A 25,478-nucleotide genomic window follows, 5' to 3' on the forward strand; every position below is an offset into this window, starting at 1 on the left:
CCTATCGCGGCTGCCACCCCTTCCACGACGCAACCAGCCAGACGAAGCCGTGCGACCCGGGGCAAGGGGGCGTTGCGGTGAGGCTTCTCGTCGTTGATGTCACAATCATCCCCAAACGGATAGCCGATCCCTATTTCAAGCCCACAGTGTCAGACGCTTTTCACTCGACTTCCGTGGTCGATACAACTAATACAGGCGCACCGCACTTAGCGATCTTTGAGTCGTTGTCGCTGGTAGTGGCTTTGCCTGGGCCGCGGGTCTGTGGCAATGCCACTAAAGTTAAGCCGCTGATTGGATCTCTTCGAGGTTGATCCCCGCCCCGCAGCAGGCGTTGGCCCGGATGGATGCCTGCGCAGCACTCTGACCTGGGACCGCGGTATGGAACTCGCCGGCCACCGGCTGCTGACCGAAGCGACCGGCGTCGACGTCTTCTTTGCGGCACCGCGCAGCCCATGGCAGCGGGGCACAAACGAGAACACGAACAAACTGATCCGGCAATACCTACCGAAGGGCATCGATCTGAGCCTGTACAGCCAGGCCGACCTTGACGCCCTGGCCGCCCGACTAAACAACCGCCCCCGCAAGTGCCTCGGCTACCGAACCCCGGCCCAATGTGTTGCCTTGACTCTTTGAATCTAAGGCTGCTTTTTTCAAGAACGTCAGCTTCTCGCGCAGTTCGGCGTTCTCCCGCTCCAACTCCCGGATTCTGGCCCGGTCCGGCCCGGAGACCGGCTGCTGCTCGTCCTGAGCGTGCGCGATCCGATGCCGGTTCACCCAGCTGCCCAGGGTGCTGGCGTTGATCCCGAACTCGCGCACCACCGACGCGACCGTCCGCTCGCCCTCCAGCACCATGCGGATGGCTTCTTCCTTGAACTCCGGCGAGAACTGCCTGCGACGCCTCGTCACGTACCTACCTCTTCCAGACTTCTGTCAGCTTATGTAGCCGACTGTCCGGAATCTTCTTGCACCTCAGTCGACAGGCGCGGCAGCATCGCCGGAACATCGGCCCCGGTCCGGTACCACTCCAGCAGGGTGACGACCGCGAAAGTGTGTCTCAGGTCGTGAATGCGCGGGGTGTATCCTGGTGACCGCGGCCTCAACCCGGCGCGGATCACCAGCGCATGGAAGATCTCCCAGACCCGGTTGTAGCGCAACCGGCAGCCCCGCGCGGACAGCAACCGCGCGGACAGCAACAGGGAAGAGGATCGCGGGCAGGGCATGATCTGGTCACATAGCTGCAGGTAGTCCCACAGCCCAGCGCTAGTCGTCGGGTGAAGTGGTAGCTGCCGGGTCTTACCGAACTTGGTGCCGCGTATCGACAATACGCCAAGCGCGGCGTCGAAGTCCTCGCGGTCGAGCCGGATGGCTTCTCCGATGCGCATGCCGGTCACGGCCAGAAGCCGGAACAAGGTCTGATAGAGACCGGGAAGGGCAACTGTCCGGCTGCCCGCGCCAAAGCAGCGATCTCGTGATCGGTATAGAGGTAAGGAACGACGCGTCGGTGGCCGCCGGGGATCAACCCGCGAGGCGGTACTCGATGCGCTGGATCGATCGCCTGCAGGTGGGTCGCGAACCCGCGGACCACCGACAGGCGCATCGCCCACCAGCGCGGGCGCGCTGAGCTCGGCAAGGCTGCCCAGGCCGGAGCATGATCGACGGTAACGGTCACGACTTGGCTCGCCGCGAGATATTCCAGGAACTGCCGAGCAGCTTGGCGTGCCGCTCCATCTTGAACCCCATGGCCCGGCGGACGGCCAGGTATTCCTGCAGCCGCTGATGCAATCGGCTCACGTGGTCGCTCACGTGGTCTCCCCGGGCCAGGGACGAGCCAGCGCCCGGAGCCCTTCGTAATCGACCTTGGCGAATTGCGCGGTGGTGAGCGCGTGCTGATGATGCAGCACTTGTCCGATTTCCTCCAGTGACGCCCCGGCAAGGAGCATGCTGGTCGCCGCGGTGTGACGCAGCCGGTGCGCGAAGATGGTCCCCATGCCGCAGCGGCGGGCAGCGCGAGCCACCACTTGCGTGACTGCACCGCGGGTCAAGGGCCGTGCGGGGCACGAACCCCGGCGAACACCTCCCGGGTTTCCGCCGACGCCGGGCGACCTCCGCTCAGGTAGTCCGCCACCGCCTCTCCGACATCGACCGGGAGCGGCAGACGGTCGTGCCGGTTTCCCTTGCCGTGCACCGCGATCTCGCCCCGCCGCCAGTCGATGTCGTCCAGGTGCAGGCGGCCACCTCACGTGCCCGCAGCCCCAGTCTGACCGGCATCAGCAGGATCGCCTGATCGCGCCGCCCGACCGGGGTGGCCAGGTCGCATGAGGTAAGTAGCCGGGTGACCTGCGCACCGGTGAGGTACTTGGGGAGCCGGACAGCTTCCTGACGGCGGCCGTGGGCACGGCGCCTACCAGCGAGGAGCAGGTTGCTGCGCGCAGGTGCAGGAATCGCAGCAGCGATCGCAGCGCCGTAGCCGTGCGTTGCATCGTCGCCGGTGCGACGTTCTGCCTGCAGGCCAGGATGAACGCAGTCACGTTTGGCGGCCGTCAGCGGCTCTAGGTCCAGGTGCTCGTCGCGGATCCGCCCGGCCAGGAATGGACGGATCAACTCCTTCTCGCGCTGGATGGTGGCTGAGACGAGTTCGCGTTCCCGAGCGAGATAGACCGCGTACTCGAACAGGAACGACTCCACCAGCCCGAGCGCCTGCTCTAGCCTGGGCAACGGCGCGATCCCGATCTTCTGCAGATACTCCGTCAGCGGTCGCAGCGCCTGCAGTGACAGCCCATCGCGGCACCGTCGGTCCGGCGATCTGTGATGAACTCCTTCAGCAGCGTACGCACCGCCGAGCCGTCCAGGCCGCGTTCCTCCAGCCATCTGCTGAGATGTGCCATCAGCCGAAGATGGACGACCCGGACTTGCCGCGAGTAGCCGACCAGCTCCAACTGGTCGCTGAAGCCCGTCCGGAACGCTGCCAGCGGTCCCAGAACCTGGACCAGTGCTGGATTTCTCGTGTTCCTCCCCTCTCCACGTGTTGGGAGAGGCAGAACCATGATCAAGAGCTGTTACGCCGACCTCATCGTCTGGATGCTGCTGGCATTGAGGAGAGCAGACGGTGAGGTCGGCATAACACTCACGTCCTCATAAGACGCGCTCCACACTCAGCGCGAGCACGCCACGTTCCTGGTGGCCGAGAAGAAAGCCCACTACATCCTGATCGTCAAGAAGAACCAGCCCAGCCTGCACGCCCAGCTCAAGCGGCTGTTATGGAAGCAATCCCCGTCGCCGACTGCCGACGCGATCGCGGGCACGGCCGCGAGGAGCACCGCACGCTGAAGGTGCCGGCCTGCTCTTCCCGCACGCGCTCCAGGCATGCAGATCAAACGCCAGGTCAGGGACCTGAAGAAGGGTAAGTGGCGGACCGTGACCGTCTACGCCATCACCAGCCTGCCCACCCGGCAGGCCGGCCCCGCCGACCTGGCCACCTGGATCCGCGGCCACTTGGGCATCGAAAACCGGCTCCACTGCGTCCGCGATGTTACCTACGGCGAAGACCACTCCCAAGCCCGCACCAGCAACGCACCCCGCAACATAGCCGCCCTACGCAACCTCGCCATCGGCGCGCTACGCCTGACCGGCGCGACCAACCTCGCCCAAGCCATCCGGCACCTCTCTCGAGATGCCACCCGCACCCTGACCAACCTCGGACGTGCATGATCAACCAACTTTGCCGGGGCCCTGCCTGAACCCCTCAGCCGACCACGTCAAGGCAGTGAAAGATCGAGGCTAGGGATGAGCGCGAGATACAACTGAATTCCTGTAAGTACAGCGGCGATGATGGCGATATACAACCCGATACGACCAATTTTCTTAGAGGTAGCAGCCAGTTCAATTTGTATACTTTCCAGCTTTGAGCTCAGTTCCGCCTCGCGAAACACAGAAATAGACTCAACGAAGCTCGCAAACTCCGACATGGATTGGGCGGAACGGGCTGCATACACGTCTAAACCGAGGACGCCAATCAGTCGCACTATAATTTGAGCAAAAAAAGTATGCTTAACCCCGCGCTCCAACGCAACGGGTTCTACGAGCATTTGCGAAGCACGTATTACATCAGCATATCTTTTCTGCAGATGCAATCTTTCCGCCTCATTAAAATCATTATAGCTGACCAGCTCGTCTAGTAGGCTCTCTCGCTGATCCCGCACCCAGTTCTCAAGGAAGGCCATTGTGCACTGATACCCGATCAGGATCTCTGTAGCAAGCTTGACATCAGCAAAGAATGCAATGTTATAAGTATTGGCACGTTCGGGGTGCCGTCGCGTCATTCGCTCTCTACCGATTGCCCAAAGCTCATCGTCCCGAGTGCCTATGTCGGAATCGATAAACTGCTGTAGTCTAACCTCGCGAAGGCTTAATACGTCAGATATATCCATGTTAGCAATAGCAGTGAGTTCGCGCGCCGCTGTCTGATCTACACTGTGATAGAGAGCTTTAACGGATGCGACCTCACGTGGTGAGCTGCGGTCGAATAGCGTGAAATCATAATCCCAGATATCGTACGAGTGGAGAGCGGTTATAAGTCCCCGTCGGCTTGGTCTGATTAACTGGCAGTCTGAGATCGACGCGTTCCATAGATCAACAAACGCACCAATGCTCCTCTCCAGTGCAGCTGAAATTGCCGACATTAGGCTGTGGTAATTGTGAACCACTTCAACAGCGCTAAGCGGTGTTCTATTTCCGCTGTTAACCATAACCCTTAGCGTTAAAGCCCCCTGAGGACTGAGACGTATCGCTTCGACGAAATATGCAAAGTTATCTTGGACAGTGTGGGGTGGATCAATGATCGGTATCTCAAGGGGAAGAAGCCTTGGGGAGTGACGGCTTAAAAATGTGTTACGCGCTGCCCGGTCTGTCTTACCATAAGCGGATTCAGCAAAGCGCGGGCAGCCAAAACCGAACTCGTCCCACAGCGTAAGTTTCGAGTGAATGCCTTGTATCCAGTTCCCCGACACACGCCGTGTGATCAGTGTAGAGGAATGCGCTTCAGTCACTAGACTATTCAAGTCAAGTGCGAAAATGACACAGCCATTAAATCCAAATATACCGATGCGAGCTCCATCAGATTGATCCATAGAACGTTCCACTCATTCGGTGTGCTGGACCACGATTAGAATCGACACTTGGATGTCGTACCACCTATACCCGAGCAAATACCCACTCAAGCGAGAGGTGTAGAGCCTCGGAGAACTGCTGTGGCTGGCCTTCGAAGCCGTGATTGCCGTCACGTATTTCCATAAGTGTAGTATTCTCCGATGCTATACGATGCGCCGTACGAGACAGATCAATAGACGCCACGGGGTCGGCGTTTCCATGCACTAGGAGGCATGGAATATGCATGCTTTTGATTGCCGCATATGTGTCACGATTTTTTAGCGAGTCGAGGAAAATGCGCTTTACTTTCAATCCGTTATCGGTATATGTATAGCCTTGCTCGTCTATTTCTTTTCCGAATCTGTAGTTATAACGCTGATACAGATCGGCAGACAGAGACCACATGAGGGCTAGAAAAGCGTCTGAGCGCGCGGCTAGTGTGTGAGCTACAACGGCCGCTCCAAGACTCTCACCCCAGACAATCACACGATGTCCAGGAAAATGCGCGGAGACAAAGTCTAGGATCGAATTCAAGTCGGCAATTTCAGATTCTAGTGTCATGTCTTCAAACAACCCATCGCTGTACCCAGATCCTCGATAGTCAAAAAGAACCACATGAGCGCCATGTTCAACAATGCGATTTGCAATGTCGAGAAAGTGGCGGGCGCTTTCGGTTCCGTCCACACTGAACCCATGAGAGAATACGAAGACCAGCCGGAGAGGCGACGGGACATCTGGCGACATAATGAGCGTGTGGACCGCTTCGTAGTGGCTGACTTCGATTCTCATGTGACGTTTTTTGCATTCGATCATCTTTCCAGCCCTCTCATCGAAGTACTTAATTGGCCTGTATAATAGTAATCTGCAATAAGGAGTCACAAATCAGATCAACTGCTTGTGCCGGCAGGCATTCTGGCCAAGCCTTGCCATGCCTCACCCAGGCCGTTCGCATTCCAAAGTGATGTGCGCCTATGATGTCAATATCGGGCTGATCTCCGACAAATAGTATTTCGCGTGGATTCACATTTAGTCGTTTTGACGCCTCTAGGAAAATATGCGGGTGCGGCTTCCTGTATCCGAAATGTTCGGATATTAGAATACAGGTCGCCTGATTCGCCAAGCCAACCCTTGCTGCTTTGTGCATCTGATGATCGGAGCCATTTGTAACAATTCCGAATGGAGTCTCCCTTTCTGTTAATGAACGTAGTAGTTGGTCAGCGCCTAGGGCAAGGCAGGTGTATTCTAAGATATCCGCATAGTACTGCATCGCCAGACTCTCCGGAGGGATATTGAACTTTCTATATCTATCCCTCACGTAAGAAAAGAAGTGATATCGTGGAGTCAATCCGGATTTGTCTATTTCTATGAGATGTTCTATTTCTTTATCCCTTTCCTCTTTGGCGATGCCTCTTAGCCAATGGTTCATTGCAGCTGTTAACCAGAGCCTAAACGCGGCGCGGCGGTCTATGAGTGTGTCATCTAGATCGAACAGAACTCCATTTATCGGCCCGGCTATTCCTTCAAAGTTCAATTTCGGTTTCACACAAATCTCCCATCTAAGCCATTGTGCGACTATGCGCTGGCAAGTTCTGCTATGATTGGTTCCACTTTCTGAATAAATTGCCTGAGACTTTCTGGATCTTCAAAGTTGTGATCGGCCCTTTCTCCAGGGATTAGATCCGCGTGCCATCTAGGTGACTTTAGCGCCATGGAATCTATATCGGAGTACTTGAGTATCGCATCGTTTTCTGCCTGAAATGCATATATGTTGCAGTCTATATTTGTAGCTCGCGTGTGGAGCTTCTGTTGCTCAGCTTCCTGCATAAAGCGATATCCGACCGGATATCGGACCTTCTCATACGTTAGGAACGTTACCTGATTCGTTTCCCATTCACGTATAGCTTCGGCTCCGAGTTGTTCTGTTCGATATGCTGCATAATCGAGCACCGGGTTGACGAGGACAATTGCTCCTATTTGTTTAATCATGGCCAGCTCAAGGCTTATATTACCTCCAAAACTGTACCCGAATAGGTGCATCTGGCGTGAATGCCGAAGCTTGGCCCACTCAAAGACCCATGAAAGTGTCGTAATTCCACTGGAGATATAGAGATCGGTAAATTTATTCTTCTGGCATCTTTCGGGATAGATGTATTGCACCCATCCCAAGCCATGTTTCGTTAGGAGACCTGCGAAAGCTAGCTGTACTGCTTCGCTAAATTGATCGTTCCCATATCCGCTGCTCAAGATGAACGTCGCCAAAGCATTATCGGGTATCTGGAAGCGAATCTCAACGATGGTGCGGCCAGGGAGTGTCAGTTGATCTGTGAGCATGTGTCCTCCTTGTTTAAATGCAATTCAGCTTAAGTTATCGATATTCGGTCGCCAACAGTGAGCATAGCTACGCCACAACCCTACGTCGATAGGTGCTGCTGAGGTATAACCCGTAGGCGTCACTCTCGATCTGCTGAGAGTCGAGAGTGGGCAGGATGAGCCACCTCGTTGAGAGTTTTGGGCTATACAAAAAGCTAATAATTGGTACGTCGTTACGTTTGTATAGATATGTCCCATTTCCGCAGGTGTCATTTTGTTTGATGCTTTGTTGACGGCTAATAGTAATACCTAACTTGTTTGGCACAACCAGTGAGATGGGCCCGATCGCCTCTGAGGCGACCTTGCGTATCCATTCATCACGCCTGTGATTGATCAGGCGTTTTGGGTGGTATCCAGGGGGTTTCCGGCCAGGGCCTCATCCACTCCTACCTCGGCACCGCCCGCAACCACGGCATCCACCCACTCAACAAGTAGCGGGCGGCGGCGCGCACGCTGCGCTGCTGATGCCGTGACAATCGCGGGCTTTCGTGCGCGCCGTACGTGGCCGGGGCGATCGCCGCCAAGCCTCATTCATCGGGTCTGGGATCGAGTAATCCGGTTGAGGCGGTAGGCATGCGGCGCTGGCCGAGCTCACGTGGCTGCTGTTTGGTCTGTAAGCGGACGCACCAGCGGAAGAGGGCGTCATCAACGGTGATGAGCGGCGTCCCCCTTCTTCCGGGCATCGCCACAGCCGCCCCCTAGACTCGGCCCTGTTCCGTCGCTGTTCGGTGGGAGCGCCGGAGTCAGCGAGAAGTGCTGGGAGACGCTCACGAGCGTATTCACTGCTCAATGGCATGATCGCGTTGGTTTTGCAGGTGGCCGGATCGCGGAGCCGAGAACACCCAAATCTACGAGGGGTCGTTCTGGCGTTCGCCGTTCAGTCGCCGGCTGCAGGCGGCATGAGCTGGCCTATCAGTGACAGCGAACGGCGAGAGATCGACCGGCGCGCTAAGCAGCAACGCCTGGCCCTGGCATGTACGGTTCCCTGATGATGACTTGAGGGCTGCCGGTCGACGGGTTCTGCGAACCGCAAGCGCTCGGCATCGGCGTTCTGGCTCCGTATGCGGCAGTCTCATCGAAGTGCGAAAAGTCGCAGTAACTCCGCTTGTTCCGGACTTACCGGAAGTATCGGGTTATTTGCGCTCGGGTAAATCTCTGCCGCTGCCCACTGCGCGGCTCGGACGCTAGAGGCGACCCCGATCCTTACTCCGCGCGTACGGAGCTCCGCTAGCAACTGCTCAGCGTCAAACAAGTACACGGACTCGATGCACCAAGGACGAGTGCCGCCTCGCGACGAAGCCGCCGGTGATACGGGCCCCGTCAGCACGAGGTAGTAGTCCGGCTGCGTCCGCACCGTAACATCCAGCAGGCCCTCACGCTTGAGATACCACTTCGCATTGACGGTCCGACCACGCAATGGACCAGAAGTGAACCGACCGTCGACTGCAGAGGCCACGGCGGATGTTTCCAACGCGATTCCAAAGACTTGCGCCACGATCCATTCGCCTAGATGGCCTGCGGTCATGGGACGTTGGATGATCGCCGCGATCTTCGCGTCGATACCATTCCGTTCCCTCAACAGCATGGCAATCTTCTCCACGTCGACGTCGCTCATGCCGCCCAGCCTTTCACTCCTCGGCCTACAGGCCGATGTTTACACCTACCGAAAGACCGGAGTGTCAGCAAGGTGCCGGTTGCATAAAGCCCACCAACTCCCTCCGCCGGCATCACGCATCAGGACGCTTCAGATGGCTCGGTTTGGGCCAAAATCCTCTCCACGTGCATTCGCGGCGCTGCGCCGTGCTCTCGGTGCCGTGCACGCTGGCATCCCACTCACGTTCCTCTGAGATCGCCCAAGGAAGGCGCAGACCTGCGGTGCGGTAAAACGGGATCTTGCCCTGGCGGCGGTGGGCCCAAGCGCAGTATGCGAGCTGATAGCGGAAACGATGAGGTCGCGTACTTGGGCTAGCAACCAGGCCGGGGATCGCTTTCCAAAACCCGTCCGCGTAGACCCTCCAGCTCTCGCCGCAGGGCACATGATCCGACCAGCATCAGGGCATGTACGGCGCTCACTTCCCGGGCGGATGCCCATATGCCCGATCCGGGGGTCTGGAACGGAAGAACCTCGATCAAGTGGACCCGAAAAGCGGCTGGCGCCAGGTATCGCATACCTCCGGTCCCGCACAGGTAGGTCGTGGCGCCTGACATCCAGGCCAGGTCGGCAAGCCGCTGCGAGCGCTCACCACGCGCGAGCAGATCACTGCTGTGCAGGATCCGTCCCCGCCACCCGACTTCTTCCAGCAGCAGGCGCGTGGACAGCTCCCTCACGTCCGCCAGCCGATCCGTACTCGCGAACGCGGCGAGCACGGATTCGAGCCGCCGCTTGAACGGCGGCCAGTGAGGGCTGTGCCGGTAGTGGTCAGCGAGAAGTTGGACGACGCGGCGTCGGCAGCGGGCGGGATCGGCCAGGCGCGCTCCCCGGATGGAGGTGGAGCGGCCATGCGGCAGATGGGCGGCGATCGAGAGCCACTGCGGCTGTCCCGAGCCGTCGAGCGAGGCGAGGCGTGTGCGGTGCTGATAGTCCCTGCGGGCGAACTGCACGTCGTCCAGGACGATCCAGTAGTCGGCGGTGAACAGCTTCGCCAAGGTGGTGAGCCGTGGGAAGAGGTTGGGCTGGTGAATCGCGCACACCTCGCCGTACGGCAGGTCAGGGCGTAAGGAGCCTACTGTCGAATCCGGCGCGGAGAAGAGCCTGGTAGGCGTCATGGACCTCTCCTGAGACGGGCTGCTCGATGGCGTAGCCGAGCTTGGGGTACTCGATCACGCGCTGGAGGTCGCCGACGAGCATGTCGATGACCAGCTTCGGATCGCCGATCGAGCTGACGTGGTCGTCCAGTTCCAGCGGCTCGGAGGCGCACACCACCTCCATCTCAGGCCACACCTTCCGCGCCGTGGCGCACCCCCGGCGCTCCATGTACGGCTTGGAGATCAGCAGCACCGAACCGGGCTGCATACCCGCGTCAGCCAGCACCTGACGGGATAGTGCGATGTTCTGGCCGGTGTTGGTCGCGTTCGGCTCCAGCAGGATCGCCTCGTCGGGTACGCCGAGTTCGAGCGCGTGCTCGCGGTAGTGGCCAGCCTCGCCGCGGGGGAAGCGGGCCGCGGTGGTGGGGCTGGTGGCGCCGGAGAAGACGAGCAGCGGGAACCAGCCGGCGTGGTACAGCTCGACCGCCGCGCGCGCGACCCCCAGATCGTGGCTGCCCAGGCCGATGGCAACGTCACATTGGCGCAGGTCGTGGTGCATCTGGTGGTAGTCCCAGATGGTGCGGGCGTGCTGCCACCGCTCGTCGGTGATGACCTGCTGCTTGACGCTCACTCGGTTGCTCCCTGGTCGCCGTGGCAGAGGGAGGCGGTGGTTCTCCCTCACCATGGGCGCTGCTGGCCGCCTCAACAAGAGCAAACTGTACCGGTTGGCCGGTATAGTTTCCCTCGTGTCACGTCCCAGTTCGAAAGAGCGACTGCTCGACGCCGCGGCCGAGGTGCTGCTGTCCAAGGGGGCCGAGGCCTTGACCTTGGAAGCGGTGGCCCGGCAGGCAGGCGTGTCCAAGGGCGGCTTGTTCTACCACTTCCCTACCAAGCAGGCGCTGGTCGCCGGCATGGTCGACCGCCTGATCAAGGCCTTCGACCAGGCACTGGCCGAGGTGGGTGCCGAGCCGGGCGACTTCCTGCGCGCTTACCTGAACGCGACGATCCCCGAACACCACACCGCGACCAACGCTCCGGCCGACCGGGTGACCGCCGCACTGCTGGCCGCGGTGATCGTGGACCCGGCAGGTCTGGCGCCGCTGAGAGAGCGGTTCGCCGCCTGGCAGGCCAGACTGACCGACGACGGCATCGATCCGGCCGCGGCGACGGCGGTACGACTGGCCATCGACGGCTGGTGGGCGGCCAGGCTTCTCGGCCTCGGCGAACCAGACGCGGCACTGCACGAACACACCAGGCGCTACCTGATGGAGGCGATCGACCGTGCTACGCGCCACTAAAGCGTTGATGCTGCTCACGGATCTGGCGTTCGTCGTCTACTTCACCATCACCGGGCTGGGGGCGATCCCGCCCGAATGGGCGTTCGCCGACTACACCAACCCGGTAATGGCCGACTGGAACTGGTCGTTTCTCTGGATCGACCTGCTGGCCAGCGCCACCGGCCTGGCCAGCCTGTACCTCCTGCGCCGAGCGTCGCGGTCGGGCCTCGGCCTGATGCTGGTCTCGCTCGTGCTCACCATGGCGTCCGGCTTGATGGCGATCGCGTTCTGGACCCTGCGCGGCGACTTCTCACTGGCCTGGTGGCTGCCAAACCTCTACCTCATGCTCTTCCCGATCCCCGCGATCGTCTGCCTGGCCCAGCCACGACCACAGCTGGACCCCCGGCCCAACGTCAGGTAACCAGTAGGACGCCTCCCGAGTCGCGCTGCCAGGCCGCCACCGTGAAGGCATTGGCGGTCGTCTCCACGCCACCGTCGCTGCCGTCAGTGAAGGTCTCCAGGACGAGCGAGCCGGACCTGACGACGGTGACCATGAATTCCGGTTGGCGGAGGTGCTTCCACGGGCTGGGGGAGAGGGTTGTCTTGACGGCGCTCACCGTGGCGCCGGGAATTTTGAGCGGCGCAGTGCCACGACGGGCACGATCAGGACCGCTCCTGTCAGAGCCGCTCTTCTCGCGCGGACCGGAAGACGCTACGCTGATCACGATGAATACCTCCTGCATCAGATTGGGGGACCCGTTCGCGCAAGGTGAGTGCTGATGCCGCACTCGACCTCGAACGAGGATCCCCGCCTAACCCTCTGGCTGCGCGTGCGCGAGTTCGCCGTGCCGCCCTCCATGATCGAGTCAGCGACCGCCCGCCGTACCACCGGAGACTGGGCAGCGGCGTGCGCGGCAGCACACGTGGACGTCGATCTCAATCCGCGCCGCATAGCGCGCCTCCACGGCCAGGAACTGGCCGCCCGCCTCCGGAGTGACCTCCGCCACCTGGCGCCTGACCTGCTGCGCTGGCACATGCCAAGGATCGCCCCCAACGGACTGATACGTCCGGGCCTGACCCTCTCGCTGGCCCGGTACCTCGAGAGCGACAACCCGGTTCACCTCGTGGCCAGGACCCCGCCGGCCTGGGCGGATGCCGGTCAGCGGATCAGCCTGGCGCTGTGGGACGGTTCCCGGTCCGGGCCGCATCCTCATCCGAATCGACGTTTCCGCCTCGATCTGCATCGCCACCTGTGGGATGCGCGCAGGGCCGGTGAGCTGCGTGCGCGTTCCGAAACGGCGCCGCACGCACAAGGCTGGGCCGTCGATCGGTGGCCGGCCGAGGCCCGGTTGCTGCTCCGGGCCGAGGGACAGGACGGGGGTACGGTCGCCGTCCGGGTCGGCCGGCGACGTCAGGTGATCCTCGATGTGGACGCCTCCCGGGCCGGCGACGAAGGACTCGCGTCACCGCCGATCTTGCCTGACGCGGCGACCTGGGTGCTGCCCGACCTGGCGTTGCTTCGTGCCGGGCTGATCGAGCCCGACAGGCTGCACCCGCTCGTCGCGGCGGCGCTGGTACCCGGCCGTTCGCCGGACACCACGCCACACGGCCACCAGAGCGAGAACGGGCCGCACATGGTCGAGTGCGGCGGCGCCCAGCACAGGGTCGCGCTCGTGAACGGCGTGCTGGTCGCCCTGGATCACGACGCGGCCGAGATCCGGCGCGAGAAGCTGCTGGCCGAGTTGACCGGCACCCCGTTGCCCTGTTTGCAGCTGATCGATGAGGCCCACCGCGCCCCGGAGTGCCTCCTCGACGTCCGCGCGCGGCTGGACCACGGCGACGCCGCCGGTGCTCAGGCCACCGTCGACGGTCTCCTCGGACCTGGTGCGCGGCTGCCCGAGGGCGCGCTGCGCGACGTGCTGGAAGAGGCGGCGCGGCGGCGGATCGACCACGGACTGTTCCGTGCCGGGCTCGGATCGGGGTCGGGACCGGCCGAGCGACAGGTCCGCCGCCCCCGTATCGGCCGGTCGCGCCCGCGCTACGGCACATTCCGCTGACGCTTTCCTAGACCTCCAAGGTGATACATCATGCTTTCGTCTGTTCACGCCTCGCGTCTTGAAGTCGCCGGCGATCTGTTGTCCCTGCTCCGCGACACCACCACGGAGCCACGTACCGACACGCAGCTGGAGGCCCTGACCCTGGCGGTGGCGGCCGACCTGCCCGTCCTGCTGTGGGGGGAGCCGGGGAGCGGCAAGACCGCGGCGCTGCAGCAACTCGCCGAGGCGCTCGGCCTGCCGCTCACGACGGTGATCGCCAGCGTGCACGAGCCGTCCGACTTCTCCGGCCTGCCGGTGGTCGGTGACGACCCTGCCGTGCAGGGCGTCCCGATGGCGCCGCCGGATTGGGCCGTACGTCTGGCCCGCGCGGGCCGGGGGCTGCTCTTCCTGGACGAGCTGTCCACGGCACCGCCCGCCGTGCAGGCCGCCCTGCTCCGTCTGGTTCTGGAACGGCGGGTCGGGGCCCTGCGGCTCCCGGCGGGTGTCCGGATCGTGGCGGCCGCCAACCCGCGTTCCTCCGCCGCCGACGGCTGGGAGCTGAGCCCGCCGCTCGCGAACCGGTTCGTCCACCTGCAGTGGCGTCACGATCACGACGTCGTCGTACGCGGCCTCGGCGGAACCTGGCCGCGTGCGAGCCTGCCGTGGCTCGACCCGGAGCGACTGCCGGAGGCGGTGACGTTCGCCCGGCGTGCGGTGTGCGGGCTTCTCACCGCCCGCCCCGATCTCGTGCACCGGCTGCCGAACAACGAGGCGCACCGGGGTGGCCCGTGGCCATCACCTCGCAGCTGGGAGATGGCGTTGTGCCTGACCGCCTTCGCCACCGCGGCCGACGCGTCCAAGGACGTGCTGTCCATGCTGGTCAGAGGCACGGTGGGAGACGGGCCCGGGCTGGAGCTGCTGGCCGCCATGGATCGGATGGACCTCCCCGACCCCGAGGCGCTGCTGGCCGACCCGGCGACAGCCGAGCTGCCCCAGCGGGGTGACCTGCGCCAGGCCGTACTTGACGGTGTGGTCGCGGCGGTACGGAAGCGGCCGGACAAGGGCCGGTGGGACGCGGCATGGGAGCTGCTGGTGCGAGCGCTGGAGACCGGCGCCCCGGACCTGGTGGTCGTGCCCGCCTCCACGCTCGCCGCGCTGCGCCGCGCGGACTGGAAGGTTCCGGCCTCGATCGAGAGGCTCGCCGGGGTGGTCTCCTTGGGCAGGAAGGCGGATGAGGTCGCGGCGCGGGTGGCGGGCTGATGGACCTTGAGAAGCTCTTCACCGCCCGGTTGTACGCCGCGCGAGCCCGGCCCTATCTGGCGACGGCGCTGTTCGCGCTGCACCCGATGGAGTCGCGGTCCGTACCAACGATGGCCGTGGATCGGCACTGGCGGTGCTACGTCTCACCGGCGTTCGTCGCGCGGACCCCCGTGGCGGAGCTGGCGAGCGTGTGGGTGCACGAGGTCTCCCACCTGCTGCGCGACCATCACGGCCGCAGCGACCGGGTCGCCCAGGAGCAGGAGCTCACAGGACGGGGAGAGCGGCTGCGCATGAACATCGCCGCCGACCTCGAGATCAACGACGACGTGTACGGTGACGGGCTGGCCCGGCCCGAGGACGCCGTCCAACCGAAGATGCTGGGGCTGTGCGAAGGCGAGCTCATGGAGGACTATCTGCGCCAGTTCCGCCTTGGGCCGTCCACGCAGGGTCTGGTCTGGCTGGACTGCGGCAGCGGCGCCGACGGACTCGAACGGGAGTGGGATCTCGGGCCGCACAGCGCGAACGGGCTCAGCGACCACGAGCGGGAAGCGGTCCGGTTCCGGGTGGCGCAGGGCATCAACGCCCATCCGGGGAACGCGCCGAAGGGATGGCGGCGGTGGGCGGAGGAGGCATTCCACCCGCCGCAGCCGTGGCGGGAACTGCTCGGCACGGCCATCCGCTCGGCGGCGTCAGGACCCGGCGTGGGCGAGGACTACACCTACGGCAGGCCGCCGCGTCGCTCGGCCGGCCTGCCCGGCGTCATCCTGCCGAGCCTGCGGCGCAGGCCGCCGCGGATCAGCGTGGTCATCGACACCTCCGCGTCGGTCAGCGACGCCGAACTGGGGAGCGCGTTGCTGGAGGTCGCCGCGATCGTCCGCGCCGTGGGCGGCCGGCGCGACCTGGTCAGCGTACTGTCCTGCGACGCGGCGGCCCGGGTCGCGCAACCGCTGTGCCGGGCCGAGGGGATGACGCTGGTGGGCGGCGGCGGCACGGACCTGCGTGCGGGAATCGCCAAGGCGCTGCGGGCGGGCCCGCGGCCGGACGTCATCGTGGTCCTGACCGACGGGCAGACCCCGTGGCCACGTGAACGGCCGGCGTCCCGCGTGGTGGTGGGGCTGTTCGCCCGGCCCAAGCCGTCGTACGAGAGCGACCCCGACTACGTGCCGGACACGCCGCCCGCATGGGCACGGGTGGTCGGCATCGGCTAGGCGGCGCCTGGACGACCCTTGCCGATCTTGGCCGGCCTGGGATGGACGGCAGGTGTGCGAACTCACGATTGTGGGGCGTCGACCTGCCGAAGACATGTAGTACACAGCCGTGCTCTCCAAGAAGGCGTCGCAGAGCCAGACACCGCACAGATCCCAGGGTCATGGACATTCGTGCGAGCAGGCCGCAATGATGTGCTTTTCCGGCGACTCCATGCACTTGGACCAGCTGATGCCTCTGCCCTGCGCTACCACAGATCAGAGGCTGCTATCGAATCGTTGAGGCGTGAGAGGGGCACTTGGTCGTTTTCGCATGTGTGGGGTGCGGTGCTGTTTTGACCGCGAGGGTGTCACGGGTCGCGCTTCCCGACCACACCGATCAGAAGTACGGCCACGACTTGCTCCCCGCGCTTCTCGAGCCCGGAACGTACGCGGTGCATTCCCAAGCCTCCGACCCGCCATGGCGGGTCGGGGACGAGGCGGGCGTGGAGGAGGCGGCAGCCGGTGGCGTGTACCTACAGGTGTATTCCCTGCCGTACGGGCCCCCGGGGATCATCGGGGTCGCGCCGGGCGATGTCCGCGGAACCGTTCTCACCCGAGAGCGGTGTGATGGCTGCTGCTGTGGCCTGGACGGCCGGAGCGGCGCCAACCTCGCGTGTGTGGAGTGCGGGCGTGCGGTGGCGACCCGCATTGATGACTGCGGGTTCTGGCAGGTGGTGTGGCTGGATCCGAGTGCCGTGCGACCTGTCTGCGTCGATGGCCCCGCTTGTACGGTGGTCGGCTGGGAGGCGCTGCGGGCGGCCTATCCGGACACACCACCCATTGAGCAGCCCGGATGGTGGAACCCGCGGTGGGAAGCAGCGGTCGCGGTGGCGTTGGCACGCCTGTTGGCGTTGTCGGGCGGCAAGCGGGTTGCCGTCCCTGACGGACCGGTCGCCGAGGCCTTTCGCAAGGCGCTCGACACGCTGCTCCCCGCAGGCCCGTCGGCACGGAACCTCGTCTTGGCCGGGCCAGGCATGTCCGGCGTGACCGCGGATATCGCCCTGGTGCCGCGGCATCCGCAAAGCGGCGAGGTGTGGCCGTGCGGCGCGAGAGGGGTGGTGCCGCTGGCGGCTGACGTGTGGATGTACATGGCCTTCAATGACGATCGGCGTCTTACCCTCGCGACGGCAGGGATGCCCGACATTGTCCGGCGCGACGATCCGCCACCACGGCTGCCATGGAGGCCCTTCAGACCTGATTTAGGCGTGTTCCTCAGCACGCTGGCGCGGCTACCGGCGGCTCGTGAGCCCTGGTTGCGCGCTATCTACGACCATGTGGAAGACCGCCGATACAGCTTGCCATGCTTCTAGGAGCTGGTGAGGCTCCAGGCGCACAAGCATGTGCCCCGTACTAGACAAGCGCACCACGATCTTCCGGGACGATCTTCGCTTAACGTCTTTCGGCCGGTCGGCGAGCCCTGGAATCTCGGCGTTCGCCTGGTCCGGTGCGGTCGTAGCTCGTTGTGGAACTGGATGGAACGCCCTTGCAGTGAGTACGGCGACACACCCATGTCGATGACCGGCCCAGGATCGAGGACCGGTTCCACAGAATCGAGGAAGATCCATGATGTTCATGACTCGACCTTCACGTCGTCGCACAGTCCTCGCCGCGGTGGCCGCCTGCGCTGCGGCTACGGCAATCACGACGTTCGCGCTGGCCCGACCGGCCGCCGCCCTTCCCCTCAGCCAGGCGATGTGCGATCCCCGTGGGTTCCCGCTTACCGCGAGTTCGGCCGTATACGTGGGCCTCCTTGATAACCCGGTGTTCGTCGACGTTCCGGCTACGACGACAGTGAAGGTGGAGGTCACCGCGGACGTCTCCGTTCAGGCGGGTGCCGAGATGCGACTCACCTACAGTTTGAACGACTCCCTCAAGTCGGAAGGCGCCTTCGGACCCGCCAACTTCGCCAATCACCAGGAGTTCGCCGAGACTCGATCGACCTTCGCCTTGATCACCGTGGGTCCTGGAAGGATCAACATCAGGCCTGTGATCAGGATCAACGGTCCCGCCGGCAAGACGGGCTTCGTGCTGCACCGATGCGTCTCGGTGGAGGCCTCGACCAGCTGAGTGCCGATCCGCGGCGCCGGCTCCGCTCATGCTCCCGTATGGCGGGCCACCGGCCCTTCACCTCCCGGCCGCGGCGCGGCAGCTTACGGAGGTAGATGTCCGGTTTGGGGAGGGCCGCTCGGTCATACTGGGCCCTCATGAAGATCGCGCGGCTTGCGGCATCCGTAATGATATGTCTCGGCATGGCGACCTGATGCTCGGGACCGGCGGCCGTTCCCTCGAGCCCCGCGACCGTCACGCCTTCGGCGACCGCGAGCGCGAGCGCGGAGACCGGGAAGGTGGTGGCCCGCTCCGAGCGGTGGAAGGAGGTCGAGGATCTGCGGCTCCGGGCGAAGTCGGAGCTCGTTGACGTGATTGCCGACGGGCCTCGGCGGGCGTGGGCGGTGGGCTCCGAGGACGGCGCCGAGGACCGCGAAGGGACCGTGATCGTCGAGCGATGGGACGGGACGGCGTGGAAGAAGACCACTCTCGATCGCGAGCTCTACGTGAGCGGCTTCGACGTGGATGGACCCAGCGGCATCTGGATCGTGGGGGATGGCGAAGCTATCCACTGGGACGGGCGGCGCTCGTCGTACCCGCGCCCGTCCGGGTTGGGAGTGGCCTGGTTCACCGATGTGTCGATCGACAAGGGGCGGGCTGTGCTGGTCGGTATGGACCTGAACAGGGAGAACTCCTTCGCCGTGGAGTGGACCGGCCGGAAGTTCGAGAAGCGGGCCGCCGTCCAGGGCGTATTCGCCGCGGTGGCGGCCGGGCACGGTCAGGTGTGGGTGGTCGGCACTGACCTCCGCGACGGCTGCGCGGGCATCAGGCCTGCGGTCTGGCACGCGGCCCGGGGTGGGGAGTACACAGAGATGCCTCTCCCGAACGTACCGAGAGGCTACCTCAACCAGGTGTGGGAGATCTCGCCGGACGACGTGTGGGCTGTCGGCGGAATCGGGGGCGAGGGGGCGCCGGGGGGCGCCTGTAGGACCGAGATCGACGATCCCGGACAGCCGGAGGCGCTCGTCATGCACTGGGACGGGTCCTCGTGGCAGCGGGTGGCCGTGCCCGGCGGTGGCGGGCCGCTGGCGAGCGTCACCGCGTCCGGGCCGGACGACGTGTGGGCGGTCGGGTCCGACAAGGACGACGTCACGGTGGCCCGGCACTTCGACGGCCAGGACCTGGAGCCGTGAGCGCGTCTACGACTACCCGTTTGGCCACGTGGCGGTGACGGCGATTCCCGGTACATCGGAGCTGTGGCTGGCAGGAGCCCCGAACGATGAGACCGACTACGGCCAAGGCGTCATCCTCCGGCGACGGTAGGGCCGTCTTCGCCTTGCGGGCCGGGGTAGGCGTGGGGTACTTGTTGCCGCCTCGCGCCGTGCAACGGTTTTCGGCTCTGTCCCGGTGAAGGCGAATGTGTAGGGCGTAACCGCCGTCATCCGCTGGCGGAACGTCAACTCTTGCGGGGGGTTGGTTGCGGTTCGATGAACAGAGCCGTTCGGCGCGGCTCGTCTCGCCACAGGGCACAAGATTCACACCGAAGGAGCCCACGCCTGGGGCGACCGCGTGCCCGGCATGGCTTGTCTGTCCCGTGCGGACCATCACGTCTACTGGTACAGCCAACTCGGGGACAGCGAGAAGAACGGTGCGTTCATCAATAGTTCCCTGGAGCTGTTCGTCGAGACCTTATACCAGGTCATGCGCGGTTGGATGCTGAGGGAGTCCGTCGCGCGGCCCAGACGAACCCGCGCCGGCGGCCAACCGGCCTGAGCGCCGTTTTAACAGTCGTCTCAGGTCCGCTCGGTATGAAGAGGCATCGCCGGGCGACGCGGGTCTCGGCCTCGCCAGCATGGCCGAACGCGCCGCGCTCTACGGCGGCACGGTCAGCGCCGGCCCCGCACCGGACGGCGGCTGGACCGTCCACACGACCCTGAAAGGCAGCCATTCATGATCTCTGTGCTTGTGGTGAACGCCCAGCCGCTGCAGCGCTTCGGGTTTCGCATGCTGCTGGAGAGCACCCCCGACACCGAGATCGTCGGCGAGGCCGAGAACGGCGCCGAGGCCGTTCGGTGGACCACCGAGCTGCATCCCGACGTGGTGCTGATGGACATCCGCATGCCGGGCGTCAACGGGATCGAGGCCACCCGGCGCATCGTCGCCGCCGGTGGGCGTTCGCGGATCCTGGTGCTGACGACGTTCGACGTGGACCGGTACGCGCTCGCCGTGCTGCGGGCCGGGGCGAGCGGTTTCCTGCTCGAGGACACCCGCCCGGAGGAGCTGCTCGCCGGCATCCGGGCCGTCGCCGCCGGGGACGCGGTGATCGCGCCGGCGCTGACTCGGCGGCTGCTCGACGCGTTCGCCGACCGGCTCGACGATGACCTCTGCGGGCCCGTGCGGGAGGATCCCCGGCTGGACTCCCTGACCGGCCGCGAGCGCGAGATCCTCGTCGCCATCGGCCACGGCCTCACCAACGGCGAGATCGCGCAGCGGTTCACGCTGTCGGAGTCGACGGTGAAGACCCACGTCGGGCGGGTCCTCGCCAAGATCGGCGCACGGGACCGGATCCAGGCCGTCATCCTCGCCTACGACCTGAGACTCACCCTGCCGATTAGCGCTGCATCTCGCGCGTCCGTCGGGGGCACGACCGTAGTTCCCAGCCGCAACCGCTCCGGGCCGATCCGCTCCGCGTGATCGACCGCTCCGCTGCCGGGTCCGCGTGCAGCCGCCCACGGCACCGCCCGTCCGACCGCCACGACGCCGCACGGGTGTGAGTTCAGTGCGGACGTGTGTGAGCTCAGAGCTGTTTTTCGGCTTGTTGATCTCAGTGAGCTCACACACGTTCGACGCTTCGTCAGGACTTGCGGGGGGAGACCGTCATGATGCCCGTGCACATCTCGTCGCTGGTGCCGTCACCCCACACCACGTAGCGGGGCGGCAGCTTGCTCAGCTGCGGCAGCTGTTTGCGCAGCCCCGCGTCGTGCGTACACGTCACCCGCAGCGTGTCCCCCGGACCGATCTCCACCGGCGACGGCAGCTTCACCAGCCGCTGGCTGTCGAAGTCGAACTGCGGCACGTCCAGCACGACCTTGGCGTTCGGCTTGCCCGGGTTGAGTTCGACCTTGATGGCCCGCCCGAGCAGGTGCATGTGGCCGAAACCGGCGAACAGCGTCATCGGCGCCGGCACCTTGTGGTCGCAGGTCTGGGTGTCACCGGGCTTCGGCGCGCTCTGGCCGCACTCCTCCAGCTGCTCGTCCGCGGTGCCGCCGACCTCAGGCCCGAACCGCTTCGTCACGTCCGCGATCGAGGCCGCCCGGTCACAGAGCGGACCCGACTCGTCGGCGGCGCAGGGCAGGTCGGTCGGCGCGTCGAGCGGCCACGTGTCGAATTCCCGGGTCTGCGGCGTGCCGTCCGTCAGCCGCAGCCGCACCGCCGAGCGGTCCGACCCGGCCGGCTTGCCGTCGGTCGCGAGCAGGTTGTAGTGGATCTGGAGGACGACCAGGCTGCCCGGCTCCAGCTTGAAGCCGGCGTCCTGGGTGAACAGCGTCTCCGTGGCGCCCCGCGCCCAGGTGTCCACCCACGCCGCTTCCCCCTCTTCTACTTCGGCGCCTTTCACGCCGGTCCCGCCGAAACACTGCCAGCCGACGCCGGGGGTCTTCGCGTCCTGCTTGCGCACCGCGGCAGCGCCGCCCGGCGGCACCACGTACACGATGGCGTGGTGCGCGATGGCGACGTTCTCCGGCGTGACCTGAGTCCCGGTCAGGAACGCCGCCTTGGTCAGGCCCGGATCGATCACCTGGCACCGGTACTCGTCCGTGCCGCCGCCCTCCGGCGGCGCGGGCGTGTAGGCCTCGGCCATCTTCAGGTCGACGAACCGCTCGCCGGTGCGCAGCGGCTGCGGTGGAGCCGACGACCCGCCCGCGTGCGCGCTGTGCGAGCCGGCCGCGGCGGGCACCGCACTGTTGTCGGCGCCCGACCCGCAGGCGGCGACGGCGAACGCCGTCGCCAGCGCCATGGTGGCCGCCCCGAACCTCCGCAGTGGACTATCAGGTTTCGTCATAGCCCTGAACGCTAGGCCCGATTCCGTCCTATTTCGTCGTACTGCGGTCGTCATCCTCGAGAGGGAGGCGGTACGACGGTACTACTCTCCGGAGCGCCGTTCGACACCCGCACGAGAATCAAGGCCCGTCGCAACTGACACGCCCAAGAAAGTCCGTCGGCGATGGACGGGAGTCAAACTCCCAGCTCAGAACCGACTTCTATGCCTGCCTGACCGCGCGGGTCGACGCGCTGTTCGAGCTCACCGACGCGGTGCTCTGTACTGATGGGCCGGTACGAACCCTGGCCGGGTTGTCGTTGCCGCCCGAGCACCGGCGTGGGACCGGCGCGTTGTACGACGCGCTGAACAAGGTCTGGATCGAGGTCGAACGGCTCCGTGGCATCCTCAGAGGGCTGCCGCTACCGCGGTGCGCGGGCGAGCGGGGGCCGCAGTCCCCTGTCCTGCGCGGGCGGGCGGGGGCCGCAGTCCCCTGTCCTGCGCCGCCGCCGGGGCGGGTCAGCGCACCGCGGTGTCCTCCCCGGCACTGAGCCGCGCGATCGGGGCGGGCGGGGCCGCGGCCGGAAGGTCGACCTGAAGCAGCGCGCCACCGCGTGCGGAGCGGGCGACGGTGGCCCGGCCGCCGTGGGCGTCGACGACCCGCTGCACGATCGACAGCCCCAGACCGGATCCCGGTAACGCCCGGGCGCTGTCGGCACGGTAGAACCGGTCGAACACCCGCGGTACGTCGGCGGCGTCGATGCCCGGCCCGGCGTCGTCGACCTCGAGCACCGCCGACGCGCCCTCGGCATGGAGCCGGACCTGGACCGGCTGGTCCGCGGGGGACCATTTGCCGGCGTTGTCGATGAGGTTGAGCACGGCCCGTTGGAGCGCAGCGGGACGCCCACTCACCCACACGGGGGTCACGTCGAGCGCGATCTCGATGTCGGGCACCCGGGAACGCGCCCGGGTCGCGGCGGCCACCACCACGTCGGCGAGGTCGAGCAGCTCGGTGCTCTCGTCGCTGACGTCACCGCGCGCCAGGTCGGTCAGCTCGGCGGCAAGGGTGCTCAACTCGGCTACCTGGGCGCCGAGATCGTTGAGCAGCCGGGTCCGGCTCTCCGCCGGCAGTGCGCTGTCCAGGGTGCCGCGCCGATCGAGCCGGATCAGCAGCTCGACGTTGAGGCGCAGGCTGGTGAGGGGGGTCTTGAGCTCGTGGGCGGCGTCCTCGGCGAGCAGCCGCTGGGCCCGCCGGGAGTCCCGGAGCGCGGCGAGCATGTCGTTGATCGACTGGATCAGCCGCCGGATCTCCCCACCGCCCTCATTCGGGATGTCGGCGTCGAGATCCCGGGTGTGCGCGACACGTACCGCGGCGGCGGTCAGCCGGTCGATCGGTGCCAGTCCGGTCCGCGCCACGGTCCGCCCGACAAGGGCGCCGCAGACCACGCAGAGCAGCCCGATCAGCAGCATGCCCAACCCGAACTGGTTGATCGGGCTGTCGTCGGCGACGCGGGCCACCTGGACCGCGCCGTCGCCCGCCCGCAGCGTGTAGATGAGGTAGCCGTCGTCGTCGCTGTCGTTCGACTCCATCAGGTTGGCCGACGCGCCCTGCGCCACGCGCCCGGCGCGCTCGCTGACGGGGGGCAGCGCGGGTTGGCCGGTCGGCGTCCGGGTCGAGCCGTCGGGCAGGATGACCCGCACCAGCCGACCGGATCCGGGATACGGCGGTAGCTGGACCTGCGCCAGACCGGCGCGCTCCGTGTTCGTCGCCAGGACACGGGAGTCGGCGCGTAGCTGATTCTCGGCGGTGCGCTGCAGCTCCCAGTCCAGTAGCTCGCTGGCCACCTGGAAGGCCAGGAACACGCTGACCGCGATGGCCGTCGCCGCGATCACCGTCATTCTGGTCCGCAGGGACCGCCGGCGCCACCATCGGGTCAGCCGGTGCGGTCCCCGGCCGGCGGGCCTGCTCACGGAGGAGTCTCCCGCAACGTGTATCCCAGGCCGCGCCGCGTGTAGATCAATCGCGGCTCACCCTCGGCCTCCATCTTGCGGCGCAGGTAGCTCACGTATACCTGGAGGTTGTTGGCGGTGGTGCTCATGTCGAAGCCCCAGATCGCCTCGAACAGCGCGTCGTGGGTCAAGACCCAGGTCGCGTTGCGCACGAGGACCTGCAGCAGGGAGAACTCGGTCCGGGTCAGGTGCAGCGGCCGCCCGCCCCGCCACGCCTCGAACCTGTCAGGATCGAGCCGGACGTCGGCGAACGACAGGATCTGCGACTCCCCGTCGGTCGGCGTACGCCGGCGCAGCAGGGCCCGCACCCGGGCCAGCAACTCCTCGGTGGCGAACGGCTTGGGCAGGTAGTCGTCGGCGCCCGCGTCCAGCCCTGCGACCCGGTCGGAGACCTGGTCACGGGCGGTCAGCATCAGCACCGGCAGATCCCGACCCGCGGCCCGCAACCGCCGGCAAGTCTCCAACCCGCCGAGGCGGGGCATCATCACGTCGAGGATCAGCAGATCCAGCGTGTCACCGCCGGCCCCATCGACCCCGTCGAGCACGGCGAGACCGTTGGCGACGGTGCTGGTGTCGTAACCCTCGACCTGGAGCACCCGCTCCAGCGACTCACGGATGGCCGTGTCATCATCCGCGATCATGATCCGCACGCCGGCCCGCCCCCTTCCAGTCGATGCTTTTGCCGCTCATTCTCCTCGATCAACCTGAGGCCAGGATTAGAGCCGTCGCCGCTGTGGTGCCCGCGGGCCGTGCTCTTACGGATGCCTAAGTGGTCCGCGCCGTTAATTCGTCGGGCGTAGGGACCAGCCGGTGGGGTCGTTGCGGTAGAGGCCGCAGACGCAGTCGAGGGCTTCTTCGGGGCTGCCGGTGGGTAGGCCGCTGGGCAGGATGTTGTCTTCGTATCCGTCGCGGCTGGCCAGGTAGATCGCGAAGCCTCAGATGCTCGCCGAGCCGTTGTATCGCAGCCGGTACAGCGGCAGGATCGTCCCGTCGCTGAGGTGCCCGTCGATATAGGCGAGCACGCCTCGGTAGCGCACGCTGACAGCGGCTAGAACGGGCCAGCGGGCCTGGGCGTGCTGGGTCAGGCGTTGCCGCTGGCTGATCTTGGTCGACTCGGGCGCTCTGAAGACGTTCTGGGTGTGGCCGGTGAGGGCGGCCGGCCGGAGGAGATCCGCGACAACCTCATTGCCCGCATCGCTGAGGCCGAGCATGAAGTGTGCGTCAAACGCCCTTCAGAACACGATCAAGTGCCGCCCGGCCCGCAGGTCCCCAGTGCGGCTTCCCGCCGGGAAGTCCCCGATCTCCG

At 65.2% G+C, this 25,478-nt stretch carries 31 protein-coding genes and 1 pseudogene; 14 read left to right on the forward strand and 18 right to left on the reverse strand.

Features of this window, described 5'->3' with window-relative positions; translation table 11 throughout:
• Nucleotides 1-348: 348 nt before the first annotated feature.
• Nucleotides 349-633, forward strand: a pseudogene (locus tag ACIBO2_RS28920) (IS30 family transposase); the annotation flags it as partial.
• Here ACIBO2_RS28920 and ACIBO2_RS28925 read toward each other — a convergent pair.
• From ACIBO2_RS28925 to ACIBO2_RS28950, 6 genes are all read right to left on the reverse strand, one after another.
• Complete coding sequence (locus ACIBO2_RS28925; protein WP_358555409.1) at nt 565-906, reverse strand: transposase; 342 nt, start codon at nt 904-906, stop codon at nt 565-567. The pseudogene ACIBO2_RS28920 and the gene ACIBO2_RS28925 sit on opposite strands and share 69 nt — an antisense overlap.
• A gap of 29 nt (nt 907-935) precedes the next feature.
• Nucleotides 936-1,409 (reverse strand): tyrosine-type recombinase/integrase, encoded by a 474-nt coding sequence (locus ACIBO2_RS28930; RefSeq protein WP_358555411.1) that lies wholly within the window; start codon nt 1,407-1,409, stop codon nt 936-938.
• 256 nt (nt 1,410-1,665) lie between these two features.
• Entirely contained in the window at nt 1,666-1,803 is a 138-nt protein-coding gene (locus ACIBO2_RS28935; protein ID WP_358555413.1) for a hypothetical protein, read from the reverse strand.
• Nucleotides 1,800-2,042 carry a tyrosine-type recombinase/integrase gene (locus ACIBO2_RS28940; protein ID WP_358555416.1) on the reverse strand — a complete coding sequence of 81 codons (243 nt, stop codon included), beginning with the start codon at nt 2,040-2,042 and terminating at the stop codon, nt 1,800-1,802. The genes ACIBO2_RS28935 and ACIBO2_RS28940 overlap by 4 nt, the downstream gene beginning before the upstream one ends.
• A gap of 67 nt (nt 2,043-2,109) precedes the next feature.
• On the reverse strand, nt 2,110-2,685 hold the full coding sequence (locus ACIBO2_RS28945; protein ID WP_358555419.1) for a hypothetical protein: 576 nt from the start codon (nt 2,683-2,685) through the stop codon (nt 2,110-2,112).
• 62 nt (nt 2,686-2,747) lie between these two features.
• Nucleotides 2,748-2,885, reverse strand: a complete 138-nt coding sequence (locus tag ACIBO2_RS28950; RefSeq protein WP_358555422.1) for a hypothetical protein — start codon at nt 2,883-2,885, stop codon at nt 2,748-2,750.
• Nucleotides 2,886-3,177: 292 nt separating this feature from the next.
• Between ACIBO2_RS28950 and ACIBO2_RS28955 the strand changes: the two genes are divergently transcribed.
• Nucleotides 3,178-3,327 carry a hypothetical protein gene (locus ACIBO2_RS28955; RefSeq protein ID WP_358555425.1) on the forward strand — a complete coding sequence of 50 codons (150 nt, stop codon included), beginning with the start codon at nt 3,178-3,180 and terminating at the stop codon, nt 3,325-3,327.
• 36 nt (nt 3,328-3,363) lie between these two features.
• Nucleotides 3,364-3,708 carry a hypothetical protein gene (locus tag ACIBO2_RS28960; RefSeq protein ID WP_358555428.1) on the forward strand — a complete coding sequence of 115 codons (345 nt, stop codon included), beginning with the start codon at nt 3,364-3,366 and terminating at the stop codon, nt 3,706-3,708.
• A gap of 47 nt (nt 3,709-3,755) precedes the next feature.
• On the opposite strand, the gene ACIBO2_RS28965 is transcribed toward ACIBO2_RS28960, so the two are convergent.
• The 7 genes from ACIBO2_RS28965 to ACIBO2_RS28995 form a co-directional block, all read right to left on the reverse strand.
• Nucleotides 3,756-5,126, reverse strand: a complete 1,371-nt coding sequence (locus tag ACIBO2_RS28965) for a hypothetical protein (protein WP_358555431.1) — start codon at nt 5,124-5,126, stop codon at nt 3,756-3,758.
• Between the two features lie 64 nt (nt 5,127-5,190).
• The gene (locus tag ACIBO2_RS28970; RefSeq protein ID WP_358555434.1) at nt 5,191-5,934 is read right to left on the reverse strand and encodes an alpha/beta fold hydrolase; all 744 of its coding nucleotides are present in this window, start codon (nt 5,932-5,934) and stop codon (nt 5,191-5,193) included.
• A gap of 49 nt (nt 5,935-5,983) precedes the next feature.
• The gene (locus tag ACIBO2_RS28975; protein ID WP_358555437.1) at nt 5,984-6,688 is read right to left on the reverse strand and encodes an HAD family hydrolase; all 705 of its coding nucleotides are present in this window, start codon (nt 6,686-6,688) and stop codon (nt 5,984-5,986) included.
• A gap of 29 nt (nt 6,689-6,717) precedes the next feature.
• Nucleotides 6,718-7,476 carry a hypothetical protein gene (locus tag ACIBO2_RS28980; protein ID WP_358555440.1) on the reverse strand — a complete coding sequence of 253 codons (759 nt, stop codon included), beginning with the start codon at nt 7,474-7,476 and terminating at the stop codon, nt 6,718-6,720.
• 1,111 nt (nt 7,477-8,587) lie between these two features.
• Nucleotides 8,588-9,130 (reverse strand): hypothetical protein, encoded by a 543-nt coding sequence (locus ACIBO2_RS28985; protein ID WP_397300779.1) that lies wholly within the window; start codon nt 9,128-9,130, stop codon nt 8,588-8,590.
• A gap of 350 nt (nt 9,131-9,480) precedes the next feature.
• Nucleotides 9,481-10,281, reverse strand: a complete 801-nt coding sequence (locus tag ACIBO2_RS28990; protein ID WP_358555447.1) for a WbqC family protein — start codon at nt 10,279-10,281, stop codon at nt 9,481-9,483.
• Nucleotides 10,223-10,891 (reverse strand): YdcF family protein, encoded by a 669-nt coding sequence (locus tag ACIBO2_RS28995; protein WP_358555450.1) that lies wholly within the window; start codon nt 10,889-10,891, stop codon nt 10,223-10,225. The genes ACIBO2_RS28990 and ACIBO2_RS28995 overlap by 59 nt, the downstream gene beginning before the upstream one ends.
• A 115-nt stretch (nt 10,892-11,006) precedes the next feature.
• On the opposite strand from ACIBO2_RS28995, the gene ACIBO2_RS29000 reads away from it, so the two are divergent.
• Nucleotides 11,007-11,558, forward strand: a complete 552-nt coding sequence (locus tag ACIBO2_RS29000) for a TetR/AcrR family transcriptional regulator (protein ID WP_358555453.1) — start codon at nt 11,007-11,009, stop codon at nt 11,556-11,558.
• A gap of 7 nt (nt 11,559-11,565) precedes the next feature.
• On the forward strand, nt 11,566-11,958 hold the full coding sequence (locus ACIBO2_RS29005; protein WP_358555456.1) for a DUF5360 family protein: 393 nt from the start codon (nt 11,566-11,568) through the stop codon (nt 11,956-11,958).
• Here the strand turns inward: ACIBO2_RS29005 and ACIBO2_RS29010 are convergent.
• Nucleotides 11,951-12,154: a hypothetical protein gene (locus ACIBO2_RS29010; protein ID WP_358555459.1), complete on the reverse strand. Its 204-nt coding sequence runs from the start codon at nt 12,152-12,154 to the stop codon at nt 11,951-11,953. The genes ACIBO2_RS29005 and ACIBO2_RS29010 overlap by 8 nt on opposite strands.
• 162 nt (nt 12,155-12,316) lie before the next feature.
• Between ACIBO2_RS29010 and ACIBO2_RS29015 the strand changes: the two genes are divergently transcribed.
• The 8 genes from ACIBO2_RS29015 (at nt 12,317) to ACIBO2_RS29050 (ending at nt 20,820) form a co-directional block, all read left to right on the forward strand.
• Entirely contained in the window at nt 12,317-13,594 is a 1,278-nt protein-coding gene (locus ACIBO2_RS29015; RefSeq protein WP_397300785.1) for a hypothetical protein, read from the forward strand.
• 30 nt (nt 13,595-13,624) lie between these two features.
• On the forward strand, nt 13,625-14,833 hold the full coding sequence (locus tag ACIBO2_RS29020) for a MoxR family ATPase (RefSeq protein ID WP_358555465.1): 1,209 nt from the start codon (nt 13,625-13,627) through the stop codon (nt 14,831-14,833).
• A complete protein-coding gene (locus ACIBO2_RS29025; protein WP_397300788.1) occupies nt 14,833-16,041 on the forward strand; it encodes a VWA-like domain-containing protein in 1,209 nt (402 codons plus the stop codon). The genes ACIBO2_RS29020 and ACIBO2_RS29025 overlap by 1 nt, the downstream gene beginning before the upstream one ends.
• A 674-nt stretch (nt 16,042-16,715) precedes the next feature.
• Nucleotides 16,716-17,390 (forward strand): hypothetical protein, encoded by a 675-nt coding sequence (locus ACIBO2_RS29030; RefSeq protein ID WP_358555471.1) that lies wholly within the window; start codon nt 16,716-16,718, stop codon nt 17,388-17,390.
• A 430-nt stretch (nt 17,391-17,820) separates the two neighbouring features.
• On the forward strand, nt 17,821-18,147 hold the full coding sequence (locus tag ACIBO2_RS29035) for a hypothetical protein (RefSeq protein WP_358555474.1): 327 nt from the start codon (nt 17,821-17,823) through the stop codon (nt 18,145-18,147).
• Between the two features lie 281 nt (nt 18,148-18,428).
• A complete protein-coding gene (locus tag ACIBO2_RS29040; RefSeq protein WP_358555477.1) occupies nt 18,429-19,319 on the forward strand; it encodes a hypothetical protein in 891 nt (296 codons plus the stop codon).
• A gap of 385 nt (nt 19,320-19,704) precedes the next feature.
• The gene (locus tag ACIBO2_RS29045; RefSeq protein ID WP_358555504.1) at nt 19,705-19,899 is read left to right on the forward strand and encodes an SUKH-4 family immunity protein; all 195 of its coding nucleotides are present in this window, start codon (nt 19,705-19,707) and stop codon (nt 19,897-19,899) included.
• 177 nt (nt 19,900-20,076) lie between these two features.
• Nucleotides 20,077-20,820: a response regulator transcription factor gene (locus tag ACIBO2_RS29050; RefSeq protein WP_358555480.1), complete on the forward strand. Its 744-nt coding sequence runs from the start codon at nt 20,077-20,079 to the stop codon at nt 20,818-20,820.
• A 160-nt stretch (nt 20,821-20,980) separates the two neighbouring features.
• On the opposite strand, the gene ACIBO2_RS29055 is transcribed toward ACIBO2_RS29050, so the two are convergent.
• Complete coding sequence (locus tag ACIBO2_RS29055) at nt 20,981-22,186, reverse strand: monooxygenase (protein ID WP_397300792.1); 1,206 nt, start codon at nt 22,184-22,186, stop codon at nt 20,981-20,983.
• A gap of 134 nt (nt 22,187-22,320) precedes the next feature.
• Between ACIBO2_RS29055 and ACIBO2_RS29060 the strand changes: the two genes are divergently transcribed.
• Complete coding sequence (locus ACIBO2_RS29060; RefSeq protein ID WP_397300834.1) at nt 22,321-22,713, forward strand: transposase; 393 nt, start codon at nt 22,321-22,323, stop codon at nt 22,711-22,713.
• Here the strand turns inward: ACIBO2_RS29060 and ACIBO2_RS29065 are convergent.
• The 3 genes from ACIBO2_RS29065 to ACIBO2_RS29075 all read right to left on the reverse strand — a co-directional run bounded on the left by ACIBO2_RS29065 (nt 22,682) and on the right by ACIBO2_RS29075 (nt 25,383).
• Nucleotides 22,682-24,133, reverse strand: coding sequence for a HAMP domain-containing sensor histidine kinase (locus tag ACIBO2_RS29065; protein ID WP_358555486.1), 1,452 nt, complete (start codon nt 24,131-24,133; stop codon nt 22,682-22,684). The two genes, ACIBO2_RS29060 and ACIBO2_RS29065, sit on opposite strands and share 32 nt — an antisense overlap.
• Complete coding sequence (locus ACIBO2_RS29070) at nt 24,130-24,822, reverse strand: response regulator transcription factor (RefSeq protein WP_358555489.1); 693 nt, start codon at nt 24,820-24,822, stop codon at nt 24,130-24,132. Before ACIBO2_RS29070 ends, ACIBO2_RS29065 begins: the two co-directional genes overlap by 4 nt.
• Before the next feature lie 285 nt (nt 24,823-25,107).
• On the reverse strand, nt 25,108-25,383 hold the full coding sequence (locus tag ACIBO2_RS29075) for a hypothetical protein (protein WP_358555492.1): 276 nt from the start codon (nt 25,381-25,383) through the stop codon (nt 25,108-25,110).
• Between the last annotated feature and the right edge of the window lie 95 nt (nt 25,384-25,478).

The sequence above is a fragment of the Nonomuraea sp. NPDC050022 genome (assembly GCF_044460705.1).
GTDB lineage: Bacteria > Actinomycetota > Actinomycetes > Streptosporangiales > Streptosporangiaceae > Nonomuraea.

Excerpts from the sequence above, each read along its gene's own strand:
- ACIBO2_RS29045 (WP_358555504.1), top strand. The coding sequence starts at position 19,705 with ATGGCTTGTCTGTCCCGTGCGGACCATCACGTCTACTGGTACAGCCAA.
- ACIBO2_RS28990 (WP_358555447.1), bottom strand. The coding sequence starts at position 10,281 with ATGACGCCTACCAGGCTCTTCTCCGCGCCGGATTCGACAGTAGGCTCC.
- ACIBO2_RS28985 (WP_397300779.1), bottom strand. The coding sequence starts at position 9,130 with ATGAGCGACGTCGACGTGGAGAAGATTGCCATGCTGTTGAGGGAACGG.
- ACIBO2_RS29015 (WP_397300785.1), top strand. The coding sequence starts at position 12,317 with ATGCCGCACTCGACCTCGAACGAGGATCCCCGCCTAACCCTCTGGCTG.
- ACIBO2_RS29005 (WP_358555456.1), top strand. The coding sequence starts at position 11,566 with ATGCTGCTCACGGATCTGGCGTTCGTCGTCTACTTCACCATCACCGGG.
- ACIBO2_RS29075 (WP_358555492.1), bottom strand. The coding sequence starts at position 25,383 with ATGCTCGGCCTCAGCGATGCGGGCAATGAGGTTGTCGCGGATCTCCTC.
- ACIBO2_RS29025 (WP_397300788.1), top strand. The coding sequence starts at position 14,833 with ATGGACCTTGAGAAGCTCTTCACCGCCCGGTTGTACGCCGCGCGAGCC.
- ACIBO2_RS29050 (WP_358555480.1), top strand. The coding sequence starts at position 20,077 with ATGATCTCTGTGCTTGTGGTGAACGCCCAGCCGCTGCAGCGCTTCGGG.
- ACIBO2_RS28980 (WP_358555440.1), bottom strand. The coding sequence starts at position 7,476 with ATGCTCACAGATCAACTGACACTCCCTGGCCGCACCATCGTTGAGATT.
- ACIBO2_RS28970 (WP_358555434.1), bottom strand. The coding sequence starts at position 5,934 with ATGAGAATCGAAGTCAGCCACTACGAAGCGGTCCACACGCTCATTATG.
- ACIBO2_RS28960 (WP_358555428.1), top strand. The coding sequence starts at position 3,364 with ATGCAGATCAAACGCCAGGTCAGGGACCTGAAGAAGGGTAAGTGGCGG.
- ACIBO2_RS29055 (WP_397300792.1), bottom strand. The coding sequence starts at position 22,186 with ATGACGAAACCTGATAGTCCACTGCGGAGGTTCGGGGCGGCCACCATG.
- ACIBO2_RS28950 (WP_358555422.1), bottom strand. The coding sequence starts at position 2,885 with ATGGCACATCTCAGCAGATGGCTGGAGGAACGCGGCCTGGACGGCTCG.
- ACIBO2_RS29020 (WP_358555465.1), top strand. The coding sequence starts at position 13,625 with ATGCTTTCGTCTGTTCACGCCTCGCGTCTTGAAGTCGCCGGCGATCTG.
- ACIBO2_RS28965 (WP_358555431.1), bottom strand. The coding sequence starts at position 5,126 with ATGGATCAATCTGATGGAGCTCGCATCGGTATATTTGGATTTAATGGC.